This is a genomic window from Pseudomonas savastanoi (assembly GCF_020917325.1).
Lineage (GTDB): Bacteria > Pseudomonadota > Gammaproteobacteria > Pseudomonadales > Pseudomonadaceae > Aquipseudomonas > Aquipseudomonas amygdali.
The window spans coordinates 4590362-4614793 of record NZ_CP076652.1 but is presented as its reverse complement, the minus strand read 5'-3'; the positions used below and the strand labels follow the sequence as shown (position 1 = coordinate 4614793).

At 58.5% G+C, this 24432-nt stretch carries 23 protein-coding genes; 7 read left to right on the top strand and 16 right to left on the bottom strand.

What is annotated here, in order from left to right; translation table 11 throughout:
• The first annotated feature begins 79 nt into the window (after positions 1-79).
• Positions 80-1072, top strand: a complete 993-nt coding sequence (locus KP808_RS19510; protein ID WP_080164866.1) for an alpha/beta fold hydrolase — start codon at positions 80-82, stop codon at positions 1070-1072.
• A gap of 81 nt (positions 1073-1153) precedes the next feature.
• On the top strand, positions 1154-1801 hold the full coding sequence (locus KP808_RS19505; RefSeq protein WP_058408371.1) for a DsbA family oxidoreductase: 648 nt from the start codon (positions 1154-1156) through the stop codon (positions 1799-1801).
• 221 nt (positions 1802-2022) lie between these two features.
• Here the strand turns inward: KP808_RS19505 and aauR are convergent, their stop codons facing one another.
• The 10 genes from aauR to KP808_RS19455 all read right to left on the bottom strand — a co-directional run bounded on the left by aauR (position 2023) and on the right by KP808_RS19455 (position 14117).
• Positions 2023-3297 (bottom strand): two-component response regulator AauR, encoded by a 1275-nt coding sequence (aauR, locus tag KP808_RS19500; protein WP_230018921.1) that lies wholly within the window; start codon positions 3295-3297, stop codon positions 2023-2025.
• A gap of 64 nt (positions 3298-3361) precedes the next feature.
• Complete coding sequence (gene aauS / locus KP808_RS19495; RefSeq protein ID WP_122258369.1) at positions 3362-5293, bottom strand: two-component sensor histidine kinase AauS; 1932 nt, start codon at positions 5291-5293, stop codon at positions 3362-3364.
• A gap of 55 nt (positions 5294-5348) precedes the next feature.
• Complete coding sequence (locus KP808_RS19490) at positions 5349-6083, bottom strand: amino acid ABC transporter ATP-binding protein (protein ID WP_002554866.1); 735 nt, start codon at positions 6081-6083, stop codon at positions 5349-5351.
• On the bottom strand, positions 6080-6748 hold the full coding sequence (locus KP808_RS19485; protein WP_177342370.1) for an amino acid ABC transporter permease: 669 nt from the start codon (positions 6746-6748) through the stop codon (positions 6080-6082). Before KP808_RS19485 ends, KP808_RS19490 begins: the two co-directional genes overlap by 4 nt.
• Positions 6745-7491, bottom strand: a complete 747-nt coding sequence (locus tag KP808_RS19480; protein WP_005741015.1) for an amino acid ABC transporter permease — start codon at positions 7489-7491, stop codon at positions 6745-6747. The genes KP808_RS19485 and KP808_RS19480 overlap by 4 nt, the downstream gene beginning before the upstream one ends.
• A gap of 130 nt (positions 7492-7621) precedes the next feature.
• Positions 7622-8536: a glutamate/aspartate ABC transporter substrate-binding protein gene (locus KP808_RS19475; RefSeq protein ID WP_058401656.1), complete on the bottom strand. Its 915-nt coding sequence runs from the start codon at positions 8534-8536 to the stop codon at positions 7622-7624.
• Positions 8537-8884: 348 nt separating this feature from the next.
• Positions 8885-10423 (bottom strand): glycerol-3-phosphate dehydrogenase, encoded by a 1539-nt coding sequence (gene glpD / locus KP808_RS19470; RefSeq protein WP_002554862.1) that lies wholly within the window; start codon positions 10421-10423, stop codon positions 8885-8887.
• Between the two features lie 414 nt (positions 10424-10837).
• On the bottom strand, positions 10838-11593 hold the full coding sequence (locus KP808_RS19465; RefSeq protein ID WP_011169330.1) for a DeoR/GlpR family transcriptional regulator: 756 nt from the start codon (positions 11591-11593) through the stop codon (positions 10838-10840).
• Positions 11594-11692: 99 nt separating this feature from the next.
• Positions 11693-13198 (bottom strand): glycerol kinase GlpK, encoded by a 1506-nt coding sequence (glpK, locus tag KP808_RS19460; RefSeq protein WP_230016703.1) that lies wholly within the window; start codon positions 13196-13198, stop codon positions 11693-11695.
• A 61-nt stretch (positions 13199-13259) separates the two neighbouring features.
• Positions 13260-14117 carry an MIP/aquaporin family protein gene (locus tag KP808_RS19455; protein ID WP_058401634.1) on the bottom strand — a complete coding sequence of 286 codons (858 nt, stop codon included), beginning with the start codon at positions 14115-14117 and terminating at the stop codon, positions 13260-13262.
• Between the two features lie 340 nt (positions 14118-14457).
• Here KP808_RS19455 and ybaK point away from each other — a divergent pair, with 340 nt between their 5' ends.
• The gene (gene ybaK / locus KP808_RS19450) at positions 14458-14928 is read left to right on the top strand and encodes a Cys-tRNA(Pro) deacylase (protein WP_058401635.1); all 471 of its coding nucleotides are present in this window, start codon (positions 14458-14460) and stop codon (positions 14926-14928) included.
• 8 nt (positions 14929-14936) lie between these two features.
• Here the strand turns inward: ybaK and KP808_RS19445 are convergent, their stop codons facing one another.
• Both KP808_RS19445 and argF read right to left on the bottom strand, forming a co-directional pair.
• Positions 14937-16010 carry an ABC transporter ATP-binding protein gene (locus KP808_RS19445; RefSeq protein ID WP_058408368.1) on the bottom strand — a complete coding sequence of 358 codons (1074 nt, stop codon included), beginning with the start codon at positions 16008-16010 and terminating at the stop codon, positions 14937-14939.
• On the bottom strand, positions 16007-16927 hold the full coding sequence (gene argF, locus KP808_RS19440) for an ornithine carbamoyltransferase (RefSeq protein WP_058408367.1): 921 nt from the start codon (positions 16925-16927) through the stop codon (positions 16007-16009). The genes KP808_RS19445 and argF overlap by 4 nt, the downstream gene beginning before the upstream one ends.
• A 450-nt stretch (positions 16928-17377) precedes the next feature.
• On the opposite strand from argF, the gene KP808_RS19435 reads away from it, so the two are divergent.
• From KP808_RS19435 to grxD, 3 genes are all read left to right on the top strand, one after another.
• Positions 17378-17671 carry a hypothetical protein gene (locus KP808_RS19435; RefSeq protein WP_002554854.1) on the top strand — a complete coding sequence of 98 codons (294 nt, stop codon included), beginning with the start codon at positions 17378-17380 and terminating at the stop codon, positions 17669-17671.
• Positions 17672-17803: 132 nt separating this feature from the next.
• The gene (locus tag KP808_RS19430) at positions 17804-19912 is read left to right on the top strand and encodes a molybdopterin oxidoreductase family protein (protein WP_058408366.1); all 2109 of its coding nucleotides are present in this window, start codon (positions 17804-17806) and stop codon (positions 19910-19912) included.
• Between the two features lie 88 nt (positions 19913-20000).
• Positions 20001-20327, top strand: a complete 327-nt coding sequence (grxD, locus tag KP808_RS19425; protein ID WP_002554852.1) for a Grx4 family monothiol glutaredoxin — start codon at positions 20001-20003, stop codon at positions 20325-20327.
• A gap of 128 nt (positions 20328-20455) precedes the next feature.
• Here the strand turns inward: grxD and bfr are convergent, their stop codons facing one another.
• From bfr to pyrC, 4 genes are all read right to left on the bottom strand, one after another.
• Entirely contained in the window at positions 20456-20926 is a 471-nt protein-coding gene (gene bfr / locus KP808_RS19420) for a bacterioferritin (RefSeq protein ID WP_002554851.1), read from the bottom strand.
• Between the two features lie 201 nt (positions 20927-21127).
• Positions 21128-21346 carry a bacterioferritin-associated ferredoxin gene (locus KP808_RS19415; RefSeq protein WP_002554850.1) on the bottom strand — a complete coding sequence of 73 codons (219 nt, stop codon included), beginning with the start codon at positions 21344-21346 and terminating at the stop codon, positions 21128-21130.
• Between the two features lie 198 nt (positions 21347-21544).
• A complete protein-coding gene (gene rnt, locus KP808_RS19410; protein WP_003363600.1) occupies positions 21545-22222 on the bottom strand; it encodes a ribonuclease T in 678 nt (225 codons plus the stop codon).
• Entirely contained in the window at positions 22219-23262 is a 1044-nt protein-coding gene (gene pyrC / locus KP808_RS19405) for a dihydroorotase (protein ID WP_230016702.1), read from the bottom strand. Before pyrC ends, rnt begins: the two co-directional genes overlap by 4 nt.
• Before the next feature lie 149 nt (positions 23263-23411).
• Here pyrC and KP808_RS19400 point away from each other — a divergent pair, with 149 nt between their 5' ends.
• Positions 23412-24317 carry a flagellar protein MotY gene (locus KP808_RS19400; RefSeq protein WP_057455933.1) on the top strand — a complete coding sequence of 302 codons (906 nt, stop codon included), beginning with the start codon at positions 23412-23414 and terminating at the stop codon, positions 24315-24317.
• Positions 24318-24432: the final 115 nt, after the last annotated feature.

The following is a 24432-nucleotide window of genomic DNA, read 5'->3' as shown; positions in this document are numbered from 1 at the left end:
TCACGCAAGTGTGGCAGCGCGCTTGGCAAAACATCATCAGACTCTCTGCCTACTGGGGATCTGTTTTTTGGTGTTTTTCATGCGGGTTTTAATTTTTCTGGCCGCGCTTCTGTGCGGCTTGCCGTCTTTTGCGGCCGATCGTTGTGATGTCGATGTTCCTGTACAGCATGCTGACCTTAAAGAGGTACGAATTGCCTATCAAAGCATCGGCAGTGAGTCCGACCCTGCCTTGCTGTTGGTAATGGGCCTGGGCGGGCAGTTGATTCATTGGCCGGACGAGGTTGTGGTCGCGCTGTGTCAGCAGGGCTACCGGGTGATTCGCTACGACAATCGCGATGTCGGTCTGTCCACCTGGGTGCAACAGCCCGCCGAGGCCAATCTGACCTTTGAAGTGCTGCGCTACAAGCTGGGCCTGCCGGTCTCTGCACCGTATTCGCTGACCGATATGGCCGACGATGCCTTGGGCCTGATGGACGCCCTGCAGATTCGCCAGTTTCACGTTCTTGGCGCGAGCATGGGCGGCATGATTGCTCAGCACCTGGCCGATCTGGCCCCGTCGCGGGTCGAAAGCCTGACGCTGATCATGACCAGCTCCGGTGCACAGGGCTTGCCGATGCCCAGTGCGGCGTTGATGCAACTGCTGGCGCGGCGCGGCGCGCCCAATCGGGAAATGGCCATCGAGCAACAGGCTGATCTGCTTGCAGCGCTTGGCAGCCCGCAGGTCAAGGACGATCGCCAGCAATTGCTGCATCAGGCTGCGGTGTCCTACGACCGGGCCTTCAATCCCGAGGGCGTCAAGCGTCAGATCATGGCGATTCTGGCCGAGCCGAGCCGGGTGGAGTTGCTGAACCGTCTGCGCCTGCCGGTGCTGGTGGTGCATGGCACGGCTGATCCATTGTTGCCGGTCATGCACGGTGTGCATGTGGCCGCGCACATTCAGGGCAGCCAGCTGCGTCTGATTCCGGGGCTGGCGCACCGTTTTCAGGAAGCCTTCAAGGCACCGTTGCTCGGGGCTGTGCTGCCGTACCTGAAAGCCCAGCATGAAGACGGTCGCAGCCTTGCCCAACTGTAAAGCCTGCCCGGTTGTCAGGCACTGACAGAGGTGTATCGTATGGCCCTTGCTTATTGAATCTGCTGACTGAAAAGGGCCGACATGACGACTGCACTGAAGATCGATTTCATCTCCGATGTTTCCTGCCCCTGGTGTGTCATCGGCCTGCGCGCGCTGGATCAGGCGCTGGAGGCGCTGGGGGATGAAGTGCAAGCGCACATCCACTTCCAGCCTTTCGAGTTGAACCCGAACATGCCTGCCGAAGGGCAGGACATCAAAGAGCACATTGCCGAAAAGTACGGCTCCACGCCGGAACAGATCGAAGGTATTCACCAGACCATCCGTGAACGCGGTGCTGAACTCGGCTTCACTTTTGCCAGCGGCGAGCGGCGTATCTACAACACGTTCGACGCCCATCGCCTGTTGCACTGGGCCGAACAACAAGGCAAGCAGTACGCATTGAAACAGGCGCTGTTCGAAGCCTATTTCAGCGACCTGAAAGACCCGTCCAGCCACCAGACTCTGGCAGACGTAGCGCAGAAGGTCGGCCTGGACCGTTTGCGCGCTCAGGCCATCCTCGACAGCGGCGAGTACACCGCAGAGGTCCGCGAAGCCGAGCAACTCTGGACATCCCGTGGTATCACGTCGGTGCCGACCATGGTCTTCAACGACCAGTACGCTGTCTCGGGCGGTCAGCCGGTCGAGGTATTCGTCAGCGCGATCCGCCAGATTGTCGGTGAATCGCAGTAACGCACTGCCTGTGCAGGATAGGACGCAGAGCGTCCGGAAAGGCATGCCCACGCGGAGCATGGGCACGATAGGTGTCTTGCGGACGCCTATCGTTCCTCGCGCTCCTGCTTAGGGACGTGCGGACGCCTATCGTTCCGCACGCTCCAGCGTGGGAATGCAGTGGGTGACGCTCTGCGTCACAGATCTGCGTTACACCGCATACTCAAGATCGGACGCAGTGCTCAAAGCCCGTATTTCTTGACCTTGTCGAACAAGGTGGTCTTGGCCATGCCCAGCTCCTGACTGGCCTGGCTGAGGTTGCCGCCGCTGCGTTGCAGGGCTTCGCTGAGCAGGGATCGTTCGAAGGCTTCAACCGCTTCGGCAAATCCCAGGCTTTGATTTTCACTGACCGTGCCTGTCTGTTTGAACGCCGGCAGACCCAAGGCAAATCGCTCGGCTACGTTGCGCAGCTCCCGCACGTTACCTGGCCAGTCGTGGCTCATCAGGCTTGAACTGGTCTGTCTGTCCAGCGTTGGCGGCTCACGGTCGAAGCGCAATGACGACAACTGCAGGAAATGTTCGAACAGCTGCAGAATGTCTTCGCGGCGCTCACGCAATGGTGGCAGCTCCAGCGTGACGACGTTCAGACGGTAATACAGGTCGCTGCGGAACTGACTGGTCTTGCTCAGTGCATTGAGGTCGGATTTGGTCGCCGCAATGACCCGGCAATCCACCGCGACACTCTGGTTCGAACCAAGCCGCTCCAGAGTTCGTTCCTGGAGGACGCGCAACAGTTTGATCTGCAGGTTGACCGGCATGCTTTCCACTTCATCAAGAAACAGCGTGCCATTGTGGGCGTGTTCTATCTTGCCGATGCGCCGCTTGCCCGCGCCGGTAAATGCATTGGCTTCGTGGCCGAAAATTTCCGACTCGAACAGGCTTTCTGCCAGCCCGCCGCAATTGAGTGCCACGAACTGGCTGTCCTTGCGCCGGCTGAAGTCGTGCAGGCAGCGCGCAACGAGCTCCTTGCCGGTGCCGGTCTCGCCTTCGATCAGCACATTGGCCGATGTATCGGCGACGTTGGCAATCAATGCGCGCAGGTTTTGCATGGCGGGGGAGCGGCCGATGATCCTGCCTTCCAGCGAATCGCGTTCGGCCAGTTGCTTGCGCAAGGCCCAGACTTCACGGGCCAGCCCGCGCTGCTCCAGCGCGCGCCGGGTGACGTCGACCAGGCGCTCGGGAGAAAAGGGTTTCTCCATGAAATCGTAAGCACCATCGCGCATTGCGTTGACGGCCATGGTGATGTCGCCGTGACCGGTGATCAGCACCACCGGCAGGCTGCTGTCACGCGCCTTGAGGCGACTCAGTAATTCCAGGCCGTCGATACCCGGCAAACGAATGTCGCTGATGACGATACCGGCAAAATTGTCACCAATGCGCTTGAGGGCGTCTTCGGCGCTGGATACGCCTTCGCTGGCAATGTCTTCCAGCGCCAGCGCCTGCTGGCAGCCGAGCAACACATGCGGGTCGTCTTCGACGATCAGCACAGTCAGGTCGCTGTTGATGCTCATGGGTGTCGTCTCATGTCAGTCCACCTGGGCCGGGGCCGGTCGGGCGATTGTCGGTCGTGGCATCCGGGACAAATGGCAGGCTCAGGACAAATGTTGTGCCGCCGTCGCCCGGATGCTCTGCGCTCAGGCTGCCCCCGGCTGCGGCGGCAAGGCTCGCCGACAGCGTCAGGCCCAGTCCCAGGCCTTGTTCGCCGGGTTTGGTGGTGAAGAAAGGTTCGAACAGGTGCTTGCGGGTTTCGGTATCGACGCCGTGTCCGTTATCACGCACCCGCAAGCGATAACGGCCGTCTTCAATTGACCCGGTAAGCCACAATTCGGGCGCTGGCTGGTTGAACATGGCGTCCAGCGCATTGCCGATCAGGTTGACCAGAATCTGTTCCAGACGGGTCTGATCGATGGTCAGGGTGGCGTCGACGAAGTCTCGATGCAATGCCAGGCCGGATTGCTCCAGGCGTACGCCGAGCAACTGCGCCGCCGCCTCGACGGCCTTGCTCAGTTGCGCCTGGCCCTGATCGTCGCCGCGTCTGGCGAATGCGCGCAGGCTGGCGGTAATGCGGCCCATGCGGTCGACCAGATCATTGATGGTGCGCAGGTTGGCGCTGGCGGTGTCCAGTGCGCCTCGCTCAAGAAAACGCACGGTGTTGCCAGACAAGGTGCGCAATGCTGCCAGAGGCTGGTTCAGTTCATGAGCGATGCTGGTCGACATCTGGCCGATAGCCGCCAGCTTGCCAGCTTGCACCAACTCGTCCTGGGCTTTGCGCAGGGTGTCTTCAGCCTGTCTTCGTTCGCGAATCTGCGCCTTGAGGCGTTCGTTGCTGGCACGCAGGTGTTCGGTACGCTCGGCGATCTTGCGTTCCAGCTCATTGTTCGCAGCCTGCAGCGCCTCTCTGGCCGCCAGCCGGGTCGAGATAACCTTGCGCCGCTCGTTCCAGGCAATCAGCAGAAAGGTCACCAGCGCGCAGGCCACAGCTACCAGCATGCCCTGGTTGGCCGCTTCACGGCGCAGGTCTTCCAGGGGCGTAAGCAGTGTCAGGTGCCAGGCGGTATCGCTCAGCGGGCGGCTCTGGGCCAGATAGCTGACCTGCTTGTGCTCTCGATCGACACTGACGTTGGCCGGGAACACAAGCTTTTCGACGCCTTCGGAAAGGGTTTCCCGTTCCAGCGGCACCAGTTCGTTAAGCGGCCACCAGTAATATTGCAGGCTGCGGGCCAGACGTTCCTTGACCTGCGGAGTGAGCGGTCGAACTGACTTCAGGCGTCGAGCCGGGTCACTTGAGAGGATGATGATGCCGTTCTCGTCGCTGACAAATGCCTCCAGACGAGCACGCTGCCAGCGTTCTTCCAGTGCTTCAAGGCGCACCTTGATCACGGCGACGCCGATGATCCGGCCTTTGTCTTCCAGCCCGTGGGCCAGGTAGTAACCCGATTCGCCTGTGGTGGTGCCAATCCCGTAAAAACGGCCGGGCAGGCCGCGCACGGCGTCCTGAAAGTAGGCGCGGAAGGACAGGTCTTCACCCTGATAGCTGTCGGAATCACGCCAGTTGCTGGTGGCCAGCACTCGGCCGGTGGTGTCCATCACATAAATGGCGCGGCTGCCGCTGCGTCGATTCATCCCTTCCAGATAACGGTTGACCTGCTGCTGAAGCTCGGGGCTCGGCTTGTTGAGCATCTGCGACACGCTGGATTCAAGCTCCAGCACGCTGGGCAAATAGGTGTACTTGCTTATTTCGCTCTCGACCGTACGGGCGTGCAGCTCCAGCTGGCGCTCACCGGTCTCGCGCAGGCTCTTGATACCGCTGTGTTCGCTGATCAGGTAGGCGATATAGCCCAGTCCGATCATCAGCATGAGGATCAGTGGCGGCAAAAACAGTTGGCGTATCAGACGAGGTTTCACGGCGAGTGATGGCGGCGCGGCGCGATACAGAGTGGGGTCGCATTTCATCACAGTCGTCCTGAACCGAACAGCTGCCCGCGAGCGCGCGGGCAGCCGGCATTACCTAGTGCTGGAGAATCTTGGCGAGAAATTGCTGAGCGCGTTCCGAGCGTGCGCTGACGTCACCGAAAAACTCTTCTTTTTCGCAGTCTTCGACAATCTGACCCTTGTCCATGAAAATCACCCGATTGGCGACCTTGCGAGCGAAGCCCATTTCGTGGGTCACGCACATCATGGTCATGCCTTCGTGCGCCAGTTGCACCATCACGTCGAGCACTTCGTTGACCATTTCCGGGTCCAGCGCAGACGTCGGTTCGTCAAACAGCATGACCACCGGGTCCATCGCCAGGGCGCGAGCGATGGCAACACGTTGTTGCTGACCGCCGGAAAGCTGCCCGGGATGCTTGTGCGCATGCTCGGAGAGGCCGACGCGGTCCAGCAATTTCAGGCCTTTTTCGGTCGCTTCGGCCTTGCTGCGGCCCAGTACCTTGATCTGCGCGATGGTCAGGTTTTCGACAATGCTCAGGTGCGGAAACAGTTCGAAGTGCTGAAACACCATGCCGACCCGCGAGCGCAGTTTTGGCAGGTTGGTCTTCGAGTCGGAAATGGAAGTGCCGTCGACGACAATGTCGCCTTTCTGAAACGGTTCCAGCGCATTCACGCATTTGATCAGGGTCGACTTGCCGGAACCGGAGGGCCCGCACACCACCACCACTTCACCTTTGCTGACCTCGGTGCTGCAATCGGTCAGCACCTGGAAGTCGCCATACCATTTGTTGACATTTTTTATGGAAATCATACGGCAAACCTTTTTTGCAGACGCTTCACCAGCAGCGAGGCGGCAAAGCTGATCGTGAAATAGACCAGACCGGCAATGATCAGGAACTCGTTGGCGCGCCCGATGATGTCGCCACTGGAGCGCGATGCGTTGAGAAAGTCCACAAGGCCCACGGTGTACACCAGAGAGGTGTCCTGAAACAGAATGATGCTCTGTTGCAGCAACAGCGGCGTCATCTTGCGAAATGCCTGGGGCAGGATGATCAGTCGCATCATCTGCGAGTAATTCATGCCCAGCGCCTGGGCTGCGCCCATCTGTCCTTTGGAAATCGACTGCACGCCGGCACGGACGATTTCGCAGAAGTACGCGGCTTCGAACATCATGAAGGCCACGACGCAGGAGGCGAAGGCCCCGATGGGCGTGTCTTCACCGGTAATCCAGCGCAACACGAATGGCACTGCGAGGTAGAACCAGGTGATCACCAACAGCAGCGGGATCGAACGGAAGTAGTTCACGTAAGCGCCAGCCAAATTGGCCAGCAGCTTGTTCGATGACAGACGCATCAACGCCAGCAAAGTGCCAAGCACCAGACCGCCGACAACGCCCATTGCCATCAGCTTGAGGGTCATGACCATGCCGTTCCACAGGCCGGGAATGGCCGGAACGATTCCAGTGAAGTCCATTATTTGCCCCCCAGCGAGATGAGTCCGGGTACAGCGACTTTCTTCTCGATCATGCGCATCAGCAGCATCAGGCTCATGTTCAGCGTGAAGTAGATGAGGGTTGCGAGCGTAAAGGCTTCAAACAGGTTGGCGGAAAACTCGGCGGTCTGTTTGGTCTGCGCGAGCAGCTCCATCAGGCCGATCAGCGACGCTACCGACGAGTTCTTGAACACGTTCAGGAATTCGGAAGTGAGCGGCGGAATGATGATCCGGTAAGCCTGTGGCAACAGCACGTTCCAGTAGATCTGCGGCAGCTTGAAGCCCATTGCACGCGCGGCCGATTCCTGGCCCTTTGGCAGTGCTTCAATGCCGGTACGCACCTGTTCGCAGACCCGTGCAGCGGTAAACAGACCCAGGCAGACCACCACGCTCAGGAACGCTGAGGTAGTCGGGTTGAGGTCCTGCTTGTACCACTCCTGCAGGTTTTCCGGCAGCAGATCGGGCACCAGAAAGTACCAGATGAACAGCTGCACCAGCAGTGGCACATTACGGAAAACTTCCACGTATACCGTGGCAATACCCGACACCAGACGGCTTGGTACGGTGCGCATGACGCCCAGTACCGAACCCAGTATCAGGGCAATGATCCAGGCAACGACAGCAATGGCGATGGTCCAGCCCAGGCCGGATATGAACCAGTCCAGATAGGTCTCGCTGCCGACGCCGGTGGACTTGAAGAACACGCCCCAGTCCCAGTTGTAATTCATCAGGGTCTCCCCCTATTTTTCTATTTATATCGAGATGCACGCACTGTCGGACTTCGAGAGTGAGGGGCCGGTCCCGAACAGGTTTTGCCTGTTCGGGATGCCATCAGTTCAGACTGGCTGAACCGGTTGCTCAGGCTTTCTTGTCTTCTGCGGCCTTGTCGGTCGGGTTCTGAATCAGTTCCTTGAGCTTGTCGCTCATCGGGAAATTCAGATTCAGCCCTTTAGGCGGGACGGGGGACATGAACCACTTGCTGTAGATGGCATTGATGTCGCCAGACTTGTAGGTGGCAACAATGGCGTCATCCACTGCCTTCTTGAACGGGGCATCGCCCTTGCGGACCATGCAGCCGTAGATTTCGTAGGATTGCGCAGTACCGGTCACTGCCCAGTCATCCGGCTTCTTGGCCTTGGCCATCTCGCCGGCCAGCAGTGCGTCGTCCATCATGAATGCGACCGCACGGCCGGACTCAAGCATCTGGAAGGATTCGCCGTGGTCCTTGGCCGAGATCACGTTCATGCCCATCTGCTTGTCGGCGTTCATCGCCTTGAGGATGCGCTCGGACGTTGTGCCAGCGGTGGTCACGACGTTCTTGCCTTTCAGGTCATCGAAGTCCTTGTAGCTGGAGTCCTTTTTCGACAGCAGACGCGTGCCGACTTCGAAGATGCCGATGGAGAAATCGACCTGCTGCTGGCGCTCGACATTGTTGGTGGTCGAACCACATTCAACGTCGACGGTGCCGTTCTGAACCAGCGGAATACGGGTCTGAGATGTTACCAGGTTGTACTTGACCTTGAGGTCAGGCATGTCCAGTTCTTTCTTGATGGCTTCGACGATTTTCAGCTGAATGTCATGCGAGTAGCCCATCGGTACGCCAGAAGCGTCTGCGATGTAGGAAAACGGAATGGACGCGTCACGGTGGCCCAGCGTGATGGTGCCGGATTCCTTGATTTTCTTCAGGGTGCCGGTAAGTTCGGCGGCGAAAACCGGGGTGCTGATCAGAGCGGCAGTGATTGCTACGCCCAACAGATGGGGAACGATGCGCATTGATGAATCCTTGATTTCATTTTTATTGATGGGGCCGCAATGGGAGTCGGCCCGCTTCTTGGCGAATGCTTCAACGGCGTCCAGATCCAGACACACGCCCTGTCGAAACGCTCGGTTCAGAGTGTAGAGCATGAGTCGTGCCAAGCAGCTTGAATCAATCAAGGCTATGAATTTAAAGGATTTTATTCGTGGTTGAATGCGACGCCCGGAATCGAAGCGTCCGGGAAGCCGAATCAGGCAGAGCGAAATGTTCGGAAAACCGAATGCAACGGAGTATTCAGGGGGAGGGCGGTGCAGAGGAACAAACCTGTTCGCCGCGCGATGGGCGAACAGGTGGTATGCGAGCTATCAGGCAGCCTCGATAGCTGCCTTGTTGCGCACAACAGTTTCCAGGTAGCTGCGCACAGCGGCCTGTTCTTCAGGCGTAGTGAACAGGCCAAGCTTGGTACGGCGCCACAGGATGTCTTCGATGCTGGTAGCCCATTCCTGGTCGCACAGGTAATCGACCTCTCGAGTGTACAGACCGGCACCCAGATGCTGGCCGAGGTCTTCAAGACCTTGCGCGCCTTCCAGCAAACGCCAGCTGCGGCTGCCGTAGGTAATCGCCCAGCGTTTGGCGATAGGTGCGGGCAGCCAACTGAAGCGGCGAGTCATTTCTGCTGCCAGGGCTTCTGGCGTGGTCATGTCTTCGCCGCCTGGCAGTGCTGCCTTGGCCGTCCAGCTCGGTTTCATCTGTTTGAAGAACGGTGCCAACTGCGTCATCGCCGATTCGGCCAGTTTGCGGTAGGTGGTCAGCTTGCCGCCGAACACCGACAGAATTGGCGCCTCGTCCGCGCCGCCTGACAACGAAAGCGTGTAATCACGGGTAATGGCAGACGGATTATCGGACTCGTCGTTGCACAGCGGGCGCACGCCAGAGAATGTGTGGAGCACGTCTGCGCGACTCAACTGTTTCTTGAAGTGGTCGTTGGCCACTTTCAGCACGTAATCCATCTCGCCTTCGGTGATGTCCACCTTGTTCGGATCGCCCTGATACTCACGGTCAGTGGTGCCGACGATGGTGAAGTGTTCCAGGTACGGAATCGTGAACACGATGCGCTTGTCTTCGTTCTGCAGAATGAACGCGTGCTCACCCTCGTACAGTTTCGGCACGATCAGGTGGCTGCCTTGAATCAGGCGGATGCCGTAAGCCGAATCGAGCTTGAGGTCTTCACGGATGAACTTGGCCACCCACGGGCCTGCCGCATTGACCAATGCCTTGGCGTGGATCGAGAACAGGCTGCCATCGCTGCGTTCCAGGTGCAGGTGCCACATGCCCTTGATGCGGCGGGCACTGACACAGCGGGTCTGCGTATGAATATGCGCTCCGTTTTCACGCGCGGCCATGGCGTTGAGCACCACCAGACGGGCGTCGTCGACCCAGCAATCGGAGTATTCGAAGCCACGGGTGATGCTCGAGTTGAGCGGGCTGTCCGCACCAAAACGAATGGTTTTCGAGGCGGGCAGCTTTTCGCGCTTGCCGAGGTTGTCATACAGGAACATGCCGGCGCGGATCATCCACGCTGGACGCAGGTGCGGACGGTGCGGCAAGACAAAACGCATGGGTTTGACGATGTGCGGCGCCTTGGCAAGCAGCACTTCGCGCTCTGCGAGTGCTTCGCGGACCAGACGGAATTCGTAGTGCTCAAGATAGCGCAGGCCGCCATGAATCAGCTTGCTGCTGGCAGAAGACGTGTGGCTGGCCAGGTCGTCCTTTTCGCAAAGAAAAACCGACAGGCCGCGACCGGAGGCATCCGCCGCAATACCGACACCATTGATGCCACCGCCAATAACGGCGATGTCGTAAACCTCGGAGAGGGGTTGGGTTGGCACGGTAGTGTGGGGCATTGGTGGCCTCCTGGACAATTCGTGAGCAAAGCTCGAAAGGCGAATCTGAACATTAATGTTCACTTTCGAAAATAATAGCTCAATAAAATGACCCTTGCTAGCGAGTATCGATTGAAAATACTGATGGTGAAGTCAGGAAAAGAACAAAAATGAACATTGTAGGGCGGGATGTCACGCGGGGGATGATCGTACTATCTGATGCTTTTCGTTCTGCACGCGCCAGCCTAGACACCTCTCGTGTCTCAGGCTCCAGCGGGAATCAAGTTCGCGACGCTCTGCGCATAAAAGAGGACGCAGAGCGTCCGGAACGGCATGCGACGCGGAGCGTCGCACGATATTCGGGCTTATCGTTCCTCACGCTCCAGCGTGTCCAGAACGGCATGTGTTATCGCGGACACCGGTCGTTCCTGACAATCACACCACTTCCAGACGAATCTTGTGCTGGGTCAGCAGTTGTTGCAGTGCGGGCACAGGTGGCTGATCGGTGACCAGGCAATCGATCAGGGTGATTGGTCCCAACCGGACCATCGCATTGCGCCCGAACTTGCTGGAGTCAGCGGCAAGCAGCACTTTGCGTGCGTTGGCGATGATCGCCTGGGAAACCCGTACTTCCTGATAATCGAAATCCAGCAGGCTGCCGTCTTCATCAATGCCGCTGATGCCGACCAGCGCGAAGTCCACCTTGAACTGGGTAATGAAGTCGATACTGCCTTGGCCCACCACGCCGCCGTCACGACGCACATTGCCACCGGCTATCAGGACCTCGAAATCGTCCTTGGTACTGAGGATCGATGCCACATGCAGGTTATTGGTGATGATCTTCAGGTTGTTGTGGTTGAGCAGGGCGCGTGCGATGGATTCGGTGGTGGTGCCGATATTGATGAACAACGAGGCGTTGTCCGGGATCTGCGCGGCGATGGCCTCGGCGATCCGTTGTTTTTCGTCGCGCATCTGATCCGCACGCATGGCGTAGGCGGTGTTTTCGATGCTGGAGTCATAGGCCGCGCCGCCGTGGTAGCGACGCAGCAGATTCATTTCCGCCAATTGATTGATATCACGGCGGATGGTTTGTGGGGTCACGACGAACAGCGTCGCCATTTCCTCGATGCTGACGTAACCACGGTCACGGACCAGTTCGAGGATCTGTTGTTGGCGGGGAGGCAGGTTCATTGTTTTTCCTTGAGCGCCCTCTGCAAATGGCGCCCATCATGCCGCAGGAAAGTGTGACCTGTCAGCCGGAATCCTGTCCCCTCCGCACAACAGCGGGTATCACTCTTCGTTTTCGTGCGGTTCCCAGTCACGGGTGCGCGCGACGGCTTTTTGCCAGCCTGCGTAGAGTTTCTCGCGGTGGGCCTCTTCGCAGGAAGGTTCGAACACGCGCTCGATCACGGCCTTGTTGCGCAACTCGTCCAGGCTGCTCCAGAACCCGATCGCCAGGCCGGCCAGGAACGCGGCGCCCAAGGCTGTTGTTTCACGCATTTGCGGGCGTTCAACGTGGGTGCCGAGAATGTCCGCCTGGAACTGCATCAGGAAGTTGTTGGCCACGGCACCGCCGTCCACGCGCAGCGACTTGAGGCGTTCGCCGGAGTCCTGTTGCATGGCGTCGAGCACGTCGCGGGTCTGATAGGCGATGGATTCCAGCGCTGCACGGATGATGTGATCGACTTTCACTCCGCGGGTCAGGCCGAACAATGCGCCTCGTGCGTACGGGTCCCAGTAAGGTGCGCCCAGGCCCGTGAACGCCGGCACCAGATACGCGCCGTTGCTGTCCTTGACCTTGCCAGCGAAGTATTCTGTGTCCAGCGCGTCGTTGATGAGCTTGAGTTCGTCGCGCAGCCACTGCACGGTCGAGCCACCGTTGAAGACCGCGCCTTCCAGTGCATAGGCCACTTCACCACGCGGGCCGCAGCCGATGGTGGTCAGCATGCCGTGCGCCGACTTCACGGCTTTCTTGCCGGTGTTCATCAGCAGGAAGCAGCCGGTGCCGTAGGTATTCTTGGCCTGGCCGGGTTCGACACACATCTGGCCGAACAACGCCGCCTGTTGGTCGCCTGCGATACCGGCAATCGGGATGCCGCTTTTGCTGTGACCGTAGACCTCGGAGGAGGCTTTGACCTCTGGCAGTATCTCGCGCGGGATGTCCAGCACGTCGAGCATGCGCTGATCCCATTCCAGCGTATGGATATTGAACAGCATGGTGCGCGAGGCGTTGGTGTAGTCGGTGACGTGAACCTTGCCGCCGGTGAATTTCCAGATCAGCCAGGTATCGATGGTGCCGAACATCAGCTCGCCTTTGCGGGCGCGCTCGCGGCTGCCTTCGACGTTGTCCAGAATCCACTTGACCTTGGAGCCGGAGAAGTACGGGTCAATCACCAGACCTGTGGTGTCCTTGATGTACTCCTCAAGACCGTCGCGCTTGAGCTGCTGGCAGATCTCGGTGCTGCGGCGGCACTGCCAGACGATTGCGTTGTAGATCGGGCGGCCGGTGTCGCGCTCCCAGATGACCGTGGTTTCACGCTGGTTGGTGATACCGATGGCGGCGATCTGGTTGTGGTGCAGATCGGCCTGCGCCAGCGCCTTGGTCATGCAGGCCGTCTGGGTGGCAAAGATTTCCATCGGGTCATGCTCGACCCAGCCTGCCTGCGGGTAATGCTGGACGAATTCGCTTTGGGCAGTGCTCACCACGTTGGCATCGCGGTCGAAGATGATGGCGCGCGAGCTGGTGGTGCCCTGGTCAAGAGCAATGATGTAGTTCTTGTTCTGTGTGTCAGTCATGTCGATTGCCTTGCATTTATTGGGTGGGATTCAGTTGAGTGAGATTCAAATTGAGGGGTGCTCAAGATGAAGCCTGAACTTTGCCGCGAACCACAGGAGCCTCTTTTTCATTTTCAACAGGAGCGGCGCTGGGCAGATGACGCGCAATCAGCGCGCGGTAGCCAGCAGCACCAAGGCAGGCACCCAGAATGGGCGCAAAAATCGGAACCAGGAAGTAAGGAATGTCACGACCGCCGGTGAAGGCCATTTCACCCCAGCCAGCGAAGAACGTCATCAGCTTCGGACCGAAGTCGCGCGCCGGGTTCATGGCAAAACCGGTCAGTGGGCCCATCGAGCTGCCTATCACGGCTACCAGCAGGCCGATCAGCAAGGGCGCCAGCGGGCCGCGCGGCAAGCCGTTGCTGTCATCGCCCAGAGCCATGATCACACCCATCAGAATGGTGGTGATGACCACTTCGACCAGAAAGGCCTGACCGACCGAAATGGCCGGGTTTGGGTATGTCGAGAATACCGACGCCAGTTCAAGACTCTGCTCGCTGCCGCGAATGATGTGGTGAGCATGTTCGAAGTCGAAAAAAAGGCTGATGTACATCAGGTACACCAGACCCGCTCCGCAGAACGCGCCTGCGATTTGCGCCGAGATATAAAAGGGCAATTTGCGTTTTTCGAAACCGGCGAACAGACTTAGCGCGATGCTGACGGCCGGGTTGAGGTGGGCACCTGAAATGCCGGCGCTGAGGTAGATCCCCATGCTGACGGCCATGCCCCAGATGATGCAGATTTCCCACAAGCCGAAAGTGGCTCCCGCGACCTTGAGCGCTGCAACGCATCCTGTGCCGAAAAAAATCATCAGGGCTGTGCCAAGAAATTCAGCTACACATTGCCCGGTGAGTGTCGGTTGTTTTAGTGCGATGGTCATGGATACCTCATTTTTGTTTTTGTCTCGGCACCCTGAGACAGGCATGGGTGCTCGTTATTCGTGCGTATCAGAAAAACCCCATTTCTGATCGCTGGTGCGAGTTATACCGAAAAACCGCTTTCGATAATATTCGTAAACGAAAAAATATAGACAAGAAACAACGCTGTCAAAGGTCGGAACCGAACGGTCATGGAGTGGATACGAGCCCGCACAGCCGCTTTATACCGGGATTTTATGGCTGTTACCAAAAAGCCATCAGTGTTGCAGGTGGCGTGAATCAAGGCATGTTCACTTTACTTGGCTTAAAGTGGCAGGCAGTCGGAAGCCTAAGGAGCGTTGCATGACCCCTGCACTGGATTTACTGAAAAAACTTCGCGCCGAACATCGTATCCACAGTTACGAACACGATCCCAAAGCAGCGTCATATGGGCTGGAAGCAGCGGAAAAGCTAGGGCTGGAGCCCGCGCGGGTTTTCAAGACATTGTTGGCCAGTACCGAAAAGGGCGAGTTACTGGTCGCCGTAGTGCCGGTCGTCGGAACGCTTGATCTGAAGGCTCTGGCACAGGCCGCCGGGGCGAAAAAAACCGAAATGGCTGACCCCGCGGCGGCGCAGCGCTCAACGGGCTACCTGTTGGGTGGCATCAGCCCACTGGGCCAGAAGAAGCGCCTGCGTACGTTCATTGACGACACAGCGCAGGGTTTTGAGAGTATTCACGTCAGCGCCGGGAGGAGGGGGCTGGAGGTTGAGCTTTCGGCAGCCGTGCTGGCCGAGCATACGCAGGCTCGCTTCGCAGCGATTGGCCGGGAATAAGCTGGGGCTCAGTGATTGACCGTATGCGCCGCGACGCTGCCTGGCGCTGCAAACAGCACCAGATGGTCAGCTGCCACACGAATACCGACTTCCTCGCCCTGACCGTGATCGGCATGACTGGGGAAAATGGCTTCAAGTTGGCTGCCGGTAGACAGCTGCAGGCGATACAGCGTCGATGCGCCCTGAAATGTTCGACCGATTACCCGCGCTTTCAGGTCGCTGCGCGGCGCGTAGACGATATCGTCAGGTCGCAGCAAGACATCCACGGCGCTGCCGCTGACGCCCGGATATGCCCGGTTGCCGCGCAGAACACCCAGTTCGGTGCGCACCGATTCGGGGTCTATCATCTGCCCGCGAATGAAATACCCCTGGCCAATGAAGCTGGCGACAAAGGGCGTACGAGGTTCGTGATACAGGTTGTAAGGCGTATCCCACTGCTCCAGGCGACCTTCCTTGAATACGCCGACATGATCGCTGACCGCGAAAGCCTCTTCCTGATCATGGGTCACCAGAATGGCACTGGTGCCACGCGCCTTGAGAATATCGCGCACCTCATGGCTCAGACGTCTACGCAACTCGCCATCCAGGTTGGAGAAGGGTTCATCGAGCAACAACAGTTGTGGCTCCGGTGCCAGCGCCCTGGCCAGGGCCACTCGTTGTTGCTGCCCGCCGGATAACTCGTGAGGGTAGCGTTTGCCCAGGGCACCGAGGTTGACCAGTTCAAGCAACTCGGCGATCACCTGATCAAGGCGCGGGTGGTTGCGAATGCCGAATGCGATGTTCTCGGCGACGCTCAGGTGCGGGAACAGCGCGTAATCCTGAAACACCATGCCGATACGGCGCTTCTCCGGTGCCAGAGTCCAGCCCGGACGGGAAATGACTTCGCCCGCCAGGGTTATCTCCCCTGCATGTATCGGCTCGAAACCGGCAATCGCACGCAGTGTGGTGGTCTTGCCGCAGCCCGACGAGCCTAGCAGGCAGCCAATATCGCCCGCGTTGAGGTGCATGTTCAAATCCTGCACCACGCGCTGTTTCTGATAGCCGCAAGCGAGGTTGCGCAGGTTCAGCAGCAACGGGTTCATGCGGGCTTGCAGGCCGGCGCGACGAGAAACTCCAGCAGCGCTTTCTGCGCGTGCAAGCGATTTTCTGCCTGATCCCAGGCGATCGAGCGTGAATCATCCAGCAGGTCGACACTGATTTCTTCGCCGCGATGAGCAGGCAGGCAGTGCATGAACAGCACGTCCTTGTCAGCCAGGTCGAGCAGGGCGCGCGTGACCTGAAACGGCGCGAACAACTTCTTGCGCCGGGCGGTTTCCTCTTCCTGACCCATGGAGGTCCACACATCGGTGCTGACCAGATGGGCGCCCTCAACTGCGGCTTTCGGGTCGCGGACCACGGTGACACGCTCGCCAGCCAGCGTCAGGAACTCGGCGTTTGGCTCGTAGCCGGCAGGGCAGGCCACACGCAACTGGAAGTCGAATTGAATCGCCGCTTCTATATAGCTGTTGCACATGTTGTTGCCATCGCCGATCCAGGCAACGGTCTTGCCCTGGATCGAGCCGCGATGCTCCAGGAAGGTCTGCATGTCGGCCAGCAGCTGACACGGGTGTAAGTCATCCGACAGACCATTGATAACCGGAACGCGGGAATTGGCGGCGAATTCGGTCAGATTGCTGTGCGCGTAGGTACGGATCATTACCGCATCGAGCATGCGTGACATGACTTTTGCACTGTCGGCAATCGGCTCGCCACGGCCCAATTGGGTGTCGCGATGGGACAAAAAGATGGCCTGGCCACCCAGCTGAATCATCCCTGCTTCAAAAGAAAGACGGGTACGTGTCGAGGATTTCTCGAAAATCATCCCCAATACCCGGTTCTTCAGCGGTTCAAAAAGCTCACCGCGATTTCGCAGGTCTTTGAGCTCTACGCCACGACGGATCAAGCCCAGGAGTTCATCTGGGGTGTAATCCATCATCGAGAGAAAGTGCCTGGCGTTCATGATTAACTACCTTTTTTGCAACAGACCGCAGGTTATCAAAGCCGGTTTTTATCGGGAAAACGGGCGAGACCTGCGGCGGAAGCCGCACGAGGCGACGAATAAGAAAGGCGCGATAGTATAAAAAAATGTCGCGTCTTACCAATAGCATGCTGTTTTCTGAAACACCGATGTCACTGGCGCTCCCCGTCAGGGGGCACTGTTATTCTTTGTTGACGAGTTAAAAACTGGCTAAGCTGATAAGGCCAATAGCCATCTCTGCTTTTTCCGAAGGCAGCATTTGTACACTGCTCAAATAGCGCTTGGCAATTAGTACCAATCCTGCAACAGTCCGGGTTTGCGCGGGCGCGCTGAATGCGACCCGCTTCACGGGCTGGAAACAAGGACCGTTTCTTTAATGCCGGGCGTAGGTTATAAATCGTTGCCGATACATTACTGATCGAGGGGTGGGGAATGGACTCAAAAGAGCGTCAACTAACGGAGTTACTCGGGCTGACCGCCCGCACGCTTACCCATCTGACCGCCTCAATGACCTCGATGTCCTTTGAGTTGCTGCGCAGCGAGGACGAAGTCACGCGTAATGCGGGGCGGCGCATGATTGATCGCATGGCGACCATCAGCTCGGGACTCGACGAGCACTGGCGCCTGATCGGTGACCTGACCGGTGTTCACCTGGCTCAGGAGCAGGTCGAAACCGTCACTGAAATCCAGCTGCAGCGCAAGGTCGTCACGCCTATCGGCGGCTGATACGGTCCACTCATCGGCCCGCCTGATGCCCCCCGATTCACACGACAAACGTCAGTGGCGCGGGTTATTGGCAGCGGCCATAGTGCTTGTCAGGCAATCAACCGGATTGCCATGACAAGATCTGAGGCTGTGATGACCCGGACTGAACACTACCGCGCCTGCCACCTGTGTGAGGCCATTTGCGGTCTTGCCATCGAGACCGTTACCGAGCCGGATTCTGCCCCGCGCATCACCTCGATAAAGGGTGACCCGCTGGACACTTTCAGCCGTGGCCACATCTGCCCCAAGGCTGTTGCGCTGCAAGACATCCAGAACGACCCCGACCGCCTGCGTCAGCCGATGCTGCGCACCGGTGACCAATGGCGACCGATCGCCTGGCAGGCCGCGTTCGATCTGGTGGCAGAGCGGCTTTACGCCATTCAGCAGCGCCATGGGCAGAACGCGGTAGCGGTTTATCAGGGCAACCCCAGCGTGCACAACTATGGGCTGATGACCCACAGCAATTATTTTCTCGGGCTGCTCAAGACTCGTAATCGCTTCTCGGCGACCTCGGTTGATCAGTTGCCGCATCACCTCACCAGTTTTCTGATGTATGGCCACGGCATGCTGTTGCCGATTCCGGATATCGATCACACCGACTTCATGCTGATTCTCGGCGGTAATCCGTTGGCGTCCAATGGCAGCATCATGAGCGTGCCGGATGTCGAAAAGCGTCTGAAAGCGATCCAGCAGCGCGGCGGCAAACTGGTGGTCATTGACCCTCGCCGCAGTGAGACGGCTGCCATCGCTGACCAGCATCTGTTCGTACGTCCGGGCGGTGATGCGGCGTTGCTGTTCGGGCTGCTTAATACGCTGTTCGAGGAGGGGCTGACCCGCGAGAGCCATTTGCCCGTCGACGGCCTGGAGCAGGTTCGCCACGCCATTTCCGGCTTCACTGCCGAGGCCATGAGCCCACGCTGCGGCATTGCTGCCGAGCAGATCCGGCAACTGGCGCGGGATTTCGCGGCCGCTGACAAGGCGGTCTGTTATGGCCGAATGGGGGTGTCGACCCAGACCTTCGGCACGTTGTGTCATTGGCTGGCGCAACTGATCAATCTGGTGACCGGCAACCTGGATCGCGTGGGCGGAACGCTGTGTACGGAACCCGCAGTTGATCTCGTCAGTTCGACTTCGGGCGGCCATTTCAATCTATGGCAAAGCCGGGTGTCCGGCCTGCCTGAGTACGGCGGCGAATTACCGGTGTCAGCGCTGGCCGAGGAAATGCTCGTGGAAGGAGAGGGGCAGGTTCGCGCACTGGTGACTGTCGCGGGTAATCCGGTTCTGTCCACCCCCAACGGCCGTCAGTTGGAACAGGCGCTCGAAGGTCTGGAGTTCATGCTCAGCATTGATCTTTATATCAACGAAACTACCCGCCACGCCGACTTGATCCTGCCGTCCACCTCGGCGTTGGAAAACGATCACTACGACACCACCTTCAATACCTTGGCAGTGCGCAACGTCACTCGCTTCAATCAGGCCATTTTCGACAAGCCCGCAGGTGCGCTGCATGACTGGGAGATCTTTGTCGGTCTGGCCAGATCATTTGCAGCCAGGGCGCAGCGGGAACTCAAACCGACCCTGCCACCCGCGCAGATGATCGATCGCGGGTTGCGCGCAGGCTTCTATGGCGATGCATCGCCGCACAAATTGTCACTGGAAACGCTGGCCAGCCACCCGCATGGGCTTGATCTGGGCGCGTTGAAGCCTAACCTCACCGAGCGCCTGAAAACCGCCAATAGGCGGATTCAGGCGGCCCCAGAGGTCATCATGGCCGATCTGGCGCGCTTCGCGGCCGACCCCGCTCCCGATTCCGCAGCGTTGTTGCTGATTGGTCGTCGGCACGTGCGCAGCAATAATTCGTGGATGCACAACTATCACCGGCTGGTAAAAGGCAAGCCCCGGCATCAATTGCTGATGCACCCTGACGATCTTGCCTGTCGTGGTTTGAGCGATGGCCAGCAGGTGCGGATCAGCTCTCGGGTCGGGACGATCGAGGTGCAGGTGCTGGGCAGTCTCGACATGATGCCCGGGGTGGTCAGCCTGCCGCATGGCTGGGGACATTCGCGTACCGGGGTGAAAATGGATATCGCCCGGAGTCAGCCAGGGGTGAGCGCCAATGACCTGACCGACGAACGGCAACTTGACGTACTCTCCGGCAATGCGGCGTTGAACGGTGTGCCGGTACAGGTGGCTGCCTGTTAAGGCTCAAGACAGAGCGTCATGCTCGGGATTTCGTTACAATGCGCCACCGTGCCGACAACTGAGTCGGATATTTCAGCCGAGGTGCTCCATGGATATCATCGAAACGATCAAAGAGCAGATTGCAAACAACACCATTCTGCTTTACATGAAAGGCGCTCCGAATGCCCCTCAATGCGGCTTTTCGGCCAAGGCTTCCCAGGCATTGATGGCGTGTGGCGAAAAATTTGCCTACGTCGACATTCTGCAAAACCCTGAAATTCGCGCCAACCTGCCAAAGTACGCCAACTGGCCGACTTTCCCGCAACTGTGGGTGGCTGGTGAACTGGTCGGCGGTAGCGACATCATCACCGAAATGATGGCTGATGGTTCGCTGCAAACTCTGGTCAAGGAAGCATCGGCCGCCAAAGCCGAGTAAAGCCTTGCGCTGCATCGTGGGCACGATAGTCGAGATTATCGTGCCCTGCGCCCAAGCATGGTTTTACGCACAAGAAAAAGCCCGCTCTCGATTGAGGCGGGCTTTTTCATTGCAGCGCAACCGGTGAATCAGTCGCCCATCTGCGACTGCAGGTAGTTCTCGATACCGACCTTGACGATCAGACCCAGCTGGGTTTCGAGCCAGTCGATTTGCTCTTCCTTGGGCTCGAGGATGTCTTCCAGCAGTTCACGGCTGCCGAAGTCACCTACCGTTTCGAAGTGAGCGATGGCCGCTTTCAGATCAGCCAGGCCTTTCTGCTCGATCTTCAGGTCGCACTCCAGCATTTCCTTGGTGTGCTCGCCAATCAGGATCTTGCCCAGATCCTGCAGGTTTGGCAGCCCTTCAAGGAACAGCGTGCGCTTGATCAGCTTGTCGGCATACTTCATCGCATGGATGGATTCTTTGTACTCATGGCCGCCGAGCTTTTTCAGACCCCAGTCTTCATACATGCGCGCATGCAGGAAATACTGATTGATGGCGACCAGCTCGTTTCCGAGGATCTTGTTGAGATGCTGGATGACTGTAATGTCGCCTTTCATGTTCGAGGTCCTGCCGGTGGCTTGTGTATATAAGCGCCGAGTGTGAGCCGCGCTTAAACGCCTGTCAAACCTAAGTTGTTGAATAATAAGTGAATTTAAATAGGAATAAGAATGTTTGAGTTCCGCATCTTGACGCTAAGCGCTTGAATTACAGGCATAAAAAAACCGGGCAGGGTGCCCGGTTCTTTAAAAGAGGGGTATTCAGGCGGCTGAAAATTCTGCTGGATAGGCCAGCGATGCCTGAGTGGTTTGCAGTTCTGTCAGCGTGTCACGCACCACTTCCTTCGCAAGGCAGGCGCATTTTCCGCATTTACTCGCAACACCCAGCGTTTCACGGACTTCACGATAACTGCAGCAGCCTTCCAGAATTGCATCCCGGATTTGACCGTCTGTGACACCTTGGCAAAGACAAACATACATAAGCTATTGACCGTCGCTGGTTTATTGCTTGGTGCCGAGGAGCTTAATGTTAATGAGAATGCTTGTCAAAACTGTTTTGGGTTCGATTCAGGTAGAACGATGAGTGGTTGTTTTCAGAGTCAGCGTATCCATATATCCCGTTCCAGACAGGCATGAAAAAACCGGCGAGAAGCCGGTCCGTTCACTGCCGTGCCGACGTTAGTCGTCGAAGTCTTCCCAGCCGCCCATTTCCTTCCAGCGGTTGACGATGCCGCAGAACAGCTCTGCAGTCTTCTCGGTGTCGTAGCGAGCCGAGTGGGCTTCGCGGCCGTCGAAGTCGATTCCGGCAGCCTGGCAGGCCTTGGCCAGCACGGTCTGACCGTAAGCCAGGCCTGCGAGGGTAGCGGTGTCGAAGCTTGAGAACGGGTGAAACGGGTTGCGCTTCATGTCCATTCGCGCGACAGCGGCATTGACGAAGCCGAGGTCGAAGCTGGCGTTGTGGCCGACAAGTACGGCGCGTTTGCAGCCATTGGCCTTGAGTGCCTTGCGCACGCCGCGGAAGATGTCGTTCATTGCGGTTTCTTCGCTGACCGCCATGCGCAACGGGTGATCCAGCTTGATCCCGGTAAACTCCAGAGCAGCGGCTTCGATATTGGCGCCTTCGAACGGCTCGACGCGGAAGAAATAGGTGTGTTCCGGGAACACGAAGCCTTTTTCATCCATGCCGATGGTCACGGCAGCAATTTCCAGCAGTGCGTCGGTGGCTGAGTTGAAACCGCCGGTTTCTACGTCGACGACCACGGGCAGGTAGCCGCGAAAGCGTGCTGCCATCGGGTGACGAGAACCGCCGCCACCGCCGTGGCCTTCGTGTTCGTCGTCAAAATGATCTTCACTCACGCGTGTTCCTCCAGACGCCAGCGCAGTTTTTCACCAGCGCGCAGCGGGATAACGTTCAACTCGCCAAACGGCAGGCTGGCAGGGGCGGTCCACTCGTCACGCACCAGCGTGATGGTGTCCTGATTGGCGGGCAGGCCGTAGAACTCCGGACCGTGAAGACTGGCAAAGCCCTCCAGCTTGTCCAGAGCATTACGCTGCTCGAAAGCTTCTGCATACAATTCGATGGCCGCGTAGGCGGTGTAGCAACCGGCGCAACCGCAAGCGTTTTCCTTGGCGTGTTGGGCGTGCGGTGCCGAGTCGGTGCCCAGGAAGAACTTGCCGCTGCCACTGGTGGCGGCGTCGAGCAGGGACGTCTGGTGCGTATTGCGCTTGAGAATCGGCAGGCAATAGAAGTGCGGGCGAATGCCGCCAACCAGCATGTGATTGCGGTTGTACAGCAGGTGATGTGCGGTGATGGTCGCCGCGACATTGGCTGATGCTTCATTGACGAACTGCACCGCTTCACCGGTGGTGATGTGTTCAAACACCACTTTCAGGGTCGGGAAGCGTTCGACTACACGACGCAGGTGCTCATCGATGAAGACCTTTTCGCGGTCGAACACGTCGATCTCGCCGCGCGTCACTTCCCCGTGTACCAGCAGGAGCATGCCGACTTCGGCCATGGCTTCGAGGGCAGGGAAGATCTTGTCGATGCTGGTGACACCGGAATCGGAGTTGGTGGTCGCGCCGGCCGGATACAGCTTGGCGGCGTGCACGAAGCCACTGGCCTTGGCGGTACGGATGTCGTCGGGCGTGGTCTGGTCGGTGAGGTACAGCACCATCAACGGCTCGAAGCGGCTGCCGGCCGGGCGTGCAGCCAGAATGCGCTGACGATAGGCATCGGCTTGCTGCGCGTTGCGCACCGGAGGCACGAGGTTGGGCATGATGATTGCGCGGCCAAAAGTTCGCGCTACGTCAGCAACGGTATGAGACAAGACAGCTCCGTCACGGAGGTGAATGTGCCAGTCGTCGGGACGCAGGAGGGTCAGGCGGTCAGACATTGGGGATTCCAGGCGGGTCAAACTCGCTGGGAATGCTACCGGAAAAGACTCTCTCAGGCATCCGCTATCAAGTTTTGCACGAAGTTACCGATAGCCCCCTTGTCAGTCAGTCATTTTTTGTTTCGCGTTTATTTCCAGTGGAGCCTCCCGTGCGCCAGCGATATTTAGCCCTGCTCAGCATGTTTGCCAGCCTCCCGGCGATGGCTATCAGTTTCCAGACTCGTCTGGAGAGCATCGAGTGGAAGGTCGAAGGCGATCAGTTCGAATGCCGCCTGACTCAGCCGATCACCGACTTCGGTGCCGGTGAGTTCGTGCGCCGTGCCGGTGAGCAGGCGACGTTTCGCCTCAAGGCTTCCTACAACATGCTGGGCAACGGTTCCGCAACGCTGCTGGCCGCCGCCGCACCGTGGCAGCCGGGGCGTGGTGATATCAATCTGGGGTCGGTGCGCGTCAGCAATGGCGACATACCCTTCAATACTTCCCAGGCACAGGCCGGGCGTCTGATCAGTGGTCTGATGGACGGTCGCAGCCCGCTTATCCGTCACTACACCCGTGACGGTGGCCAGATGGAAGTGCGCCTGCTGCCGGTCAAGTTCAGCAAGGCGTTCAGTGATTACCAGGCGTGCACAGCCAAACTTCTGCCGATGAACTTCGATCAGGTCAAACAGGCTGAAGTAGGATTTCCCGGTGGCGGTATTGAACTGGATGCCCATGCCAAGGCGCGTCTGGACAACATGGTGGCTTATTTGAAGGCCGACCCGACGGTTAACCGTATCGAGCTTGACGGCCATTCGGACAACAGTGGCAATCGGCTCACCAACCGCGACCTTTCCCGCCGCCGTGCGCTGGCGGTCATGGACTACTTCAAGGCTCAGGGCATCCCCGAGCAGCAAATCACCCTGCGCTTTCATGGCGAACGCTACCCGCTGGTGCCCAACACCAATGAGGCCAATCGTGCGCGCAACCGCCGCGTGAACGTGCATCTGGAGCGTGTTGCGCCCGATGAGCGTCCGGTGCCGGTAGCCTCTGCGGTCAGTGCAGCGCACACGTCCTGATGGCTGCATAAGGCTCCTGCCAAACGTCGCCTTGTCGTCACAAGCTGTCGCGCCCCTGTAAATTTGCTGGTTTGAACGGTAGAATCAGCGGTTTTCCGTACAACCCGGTGGAGTG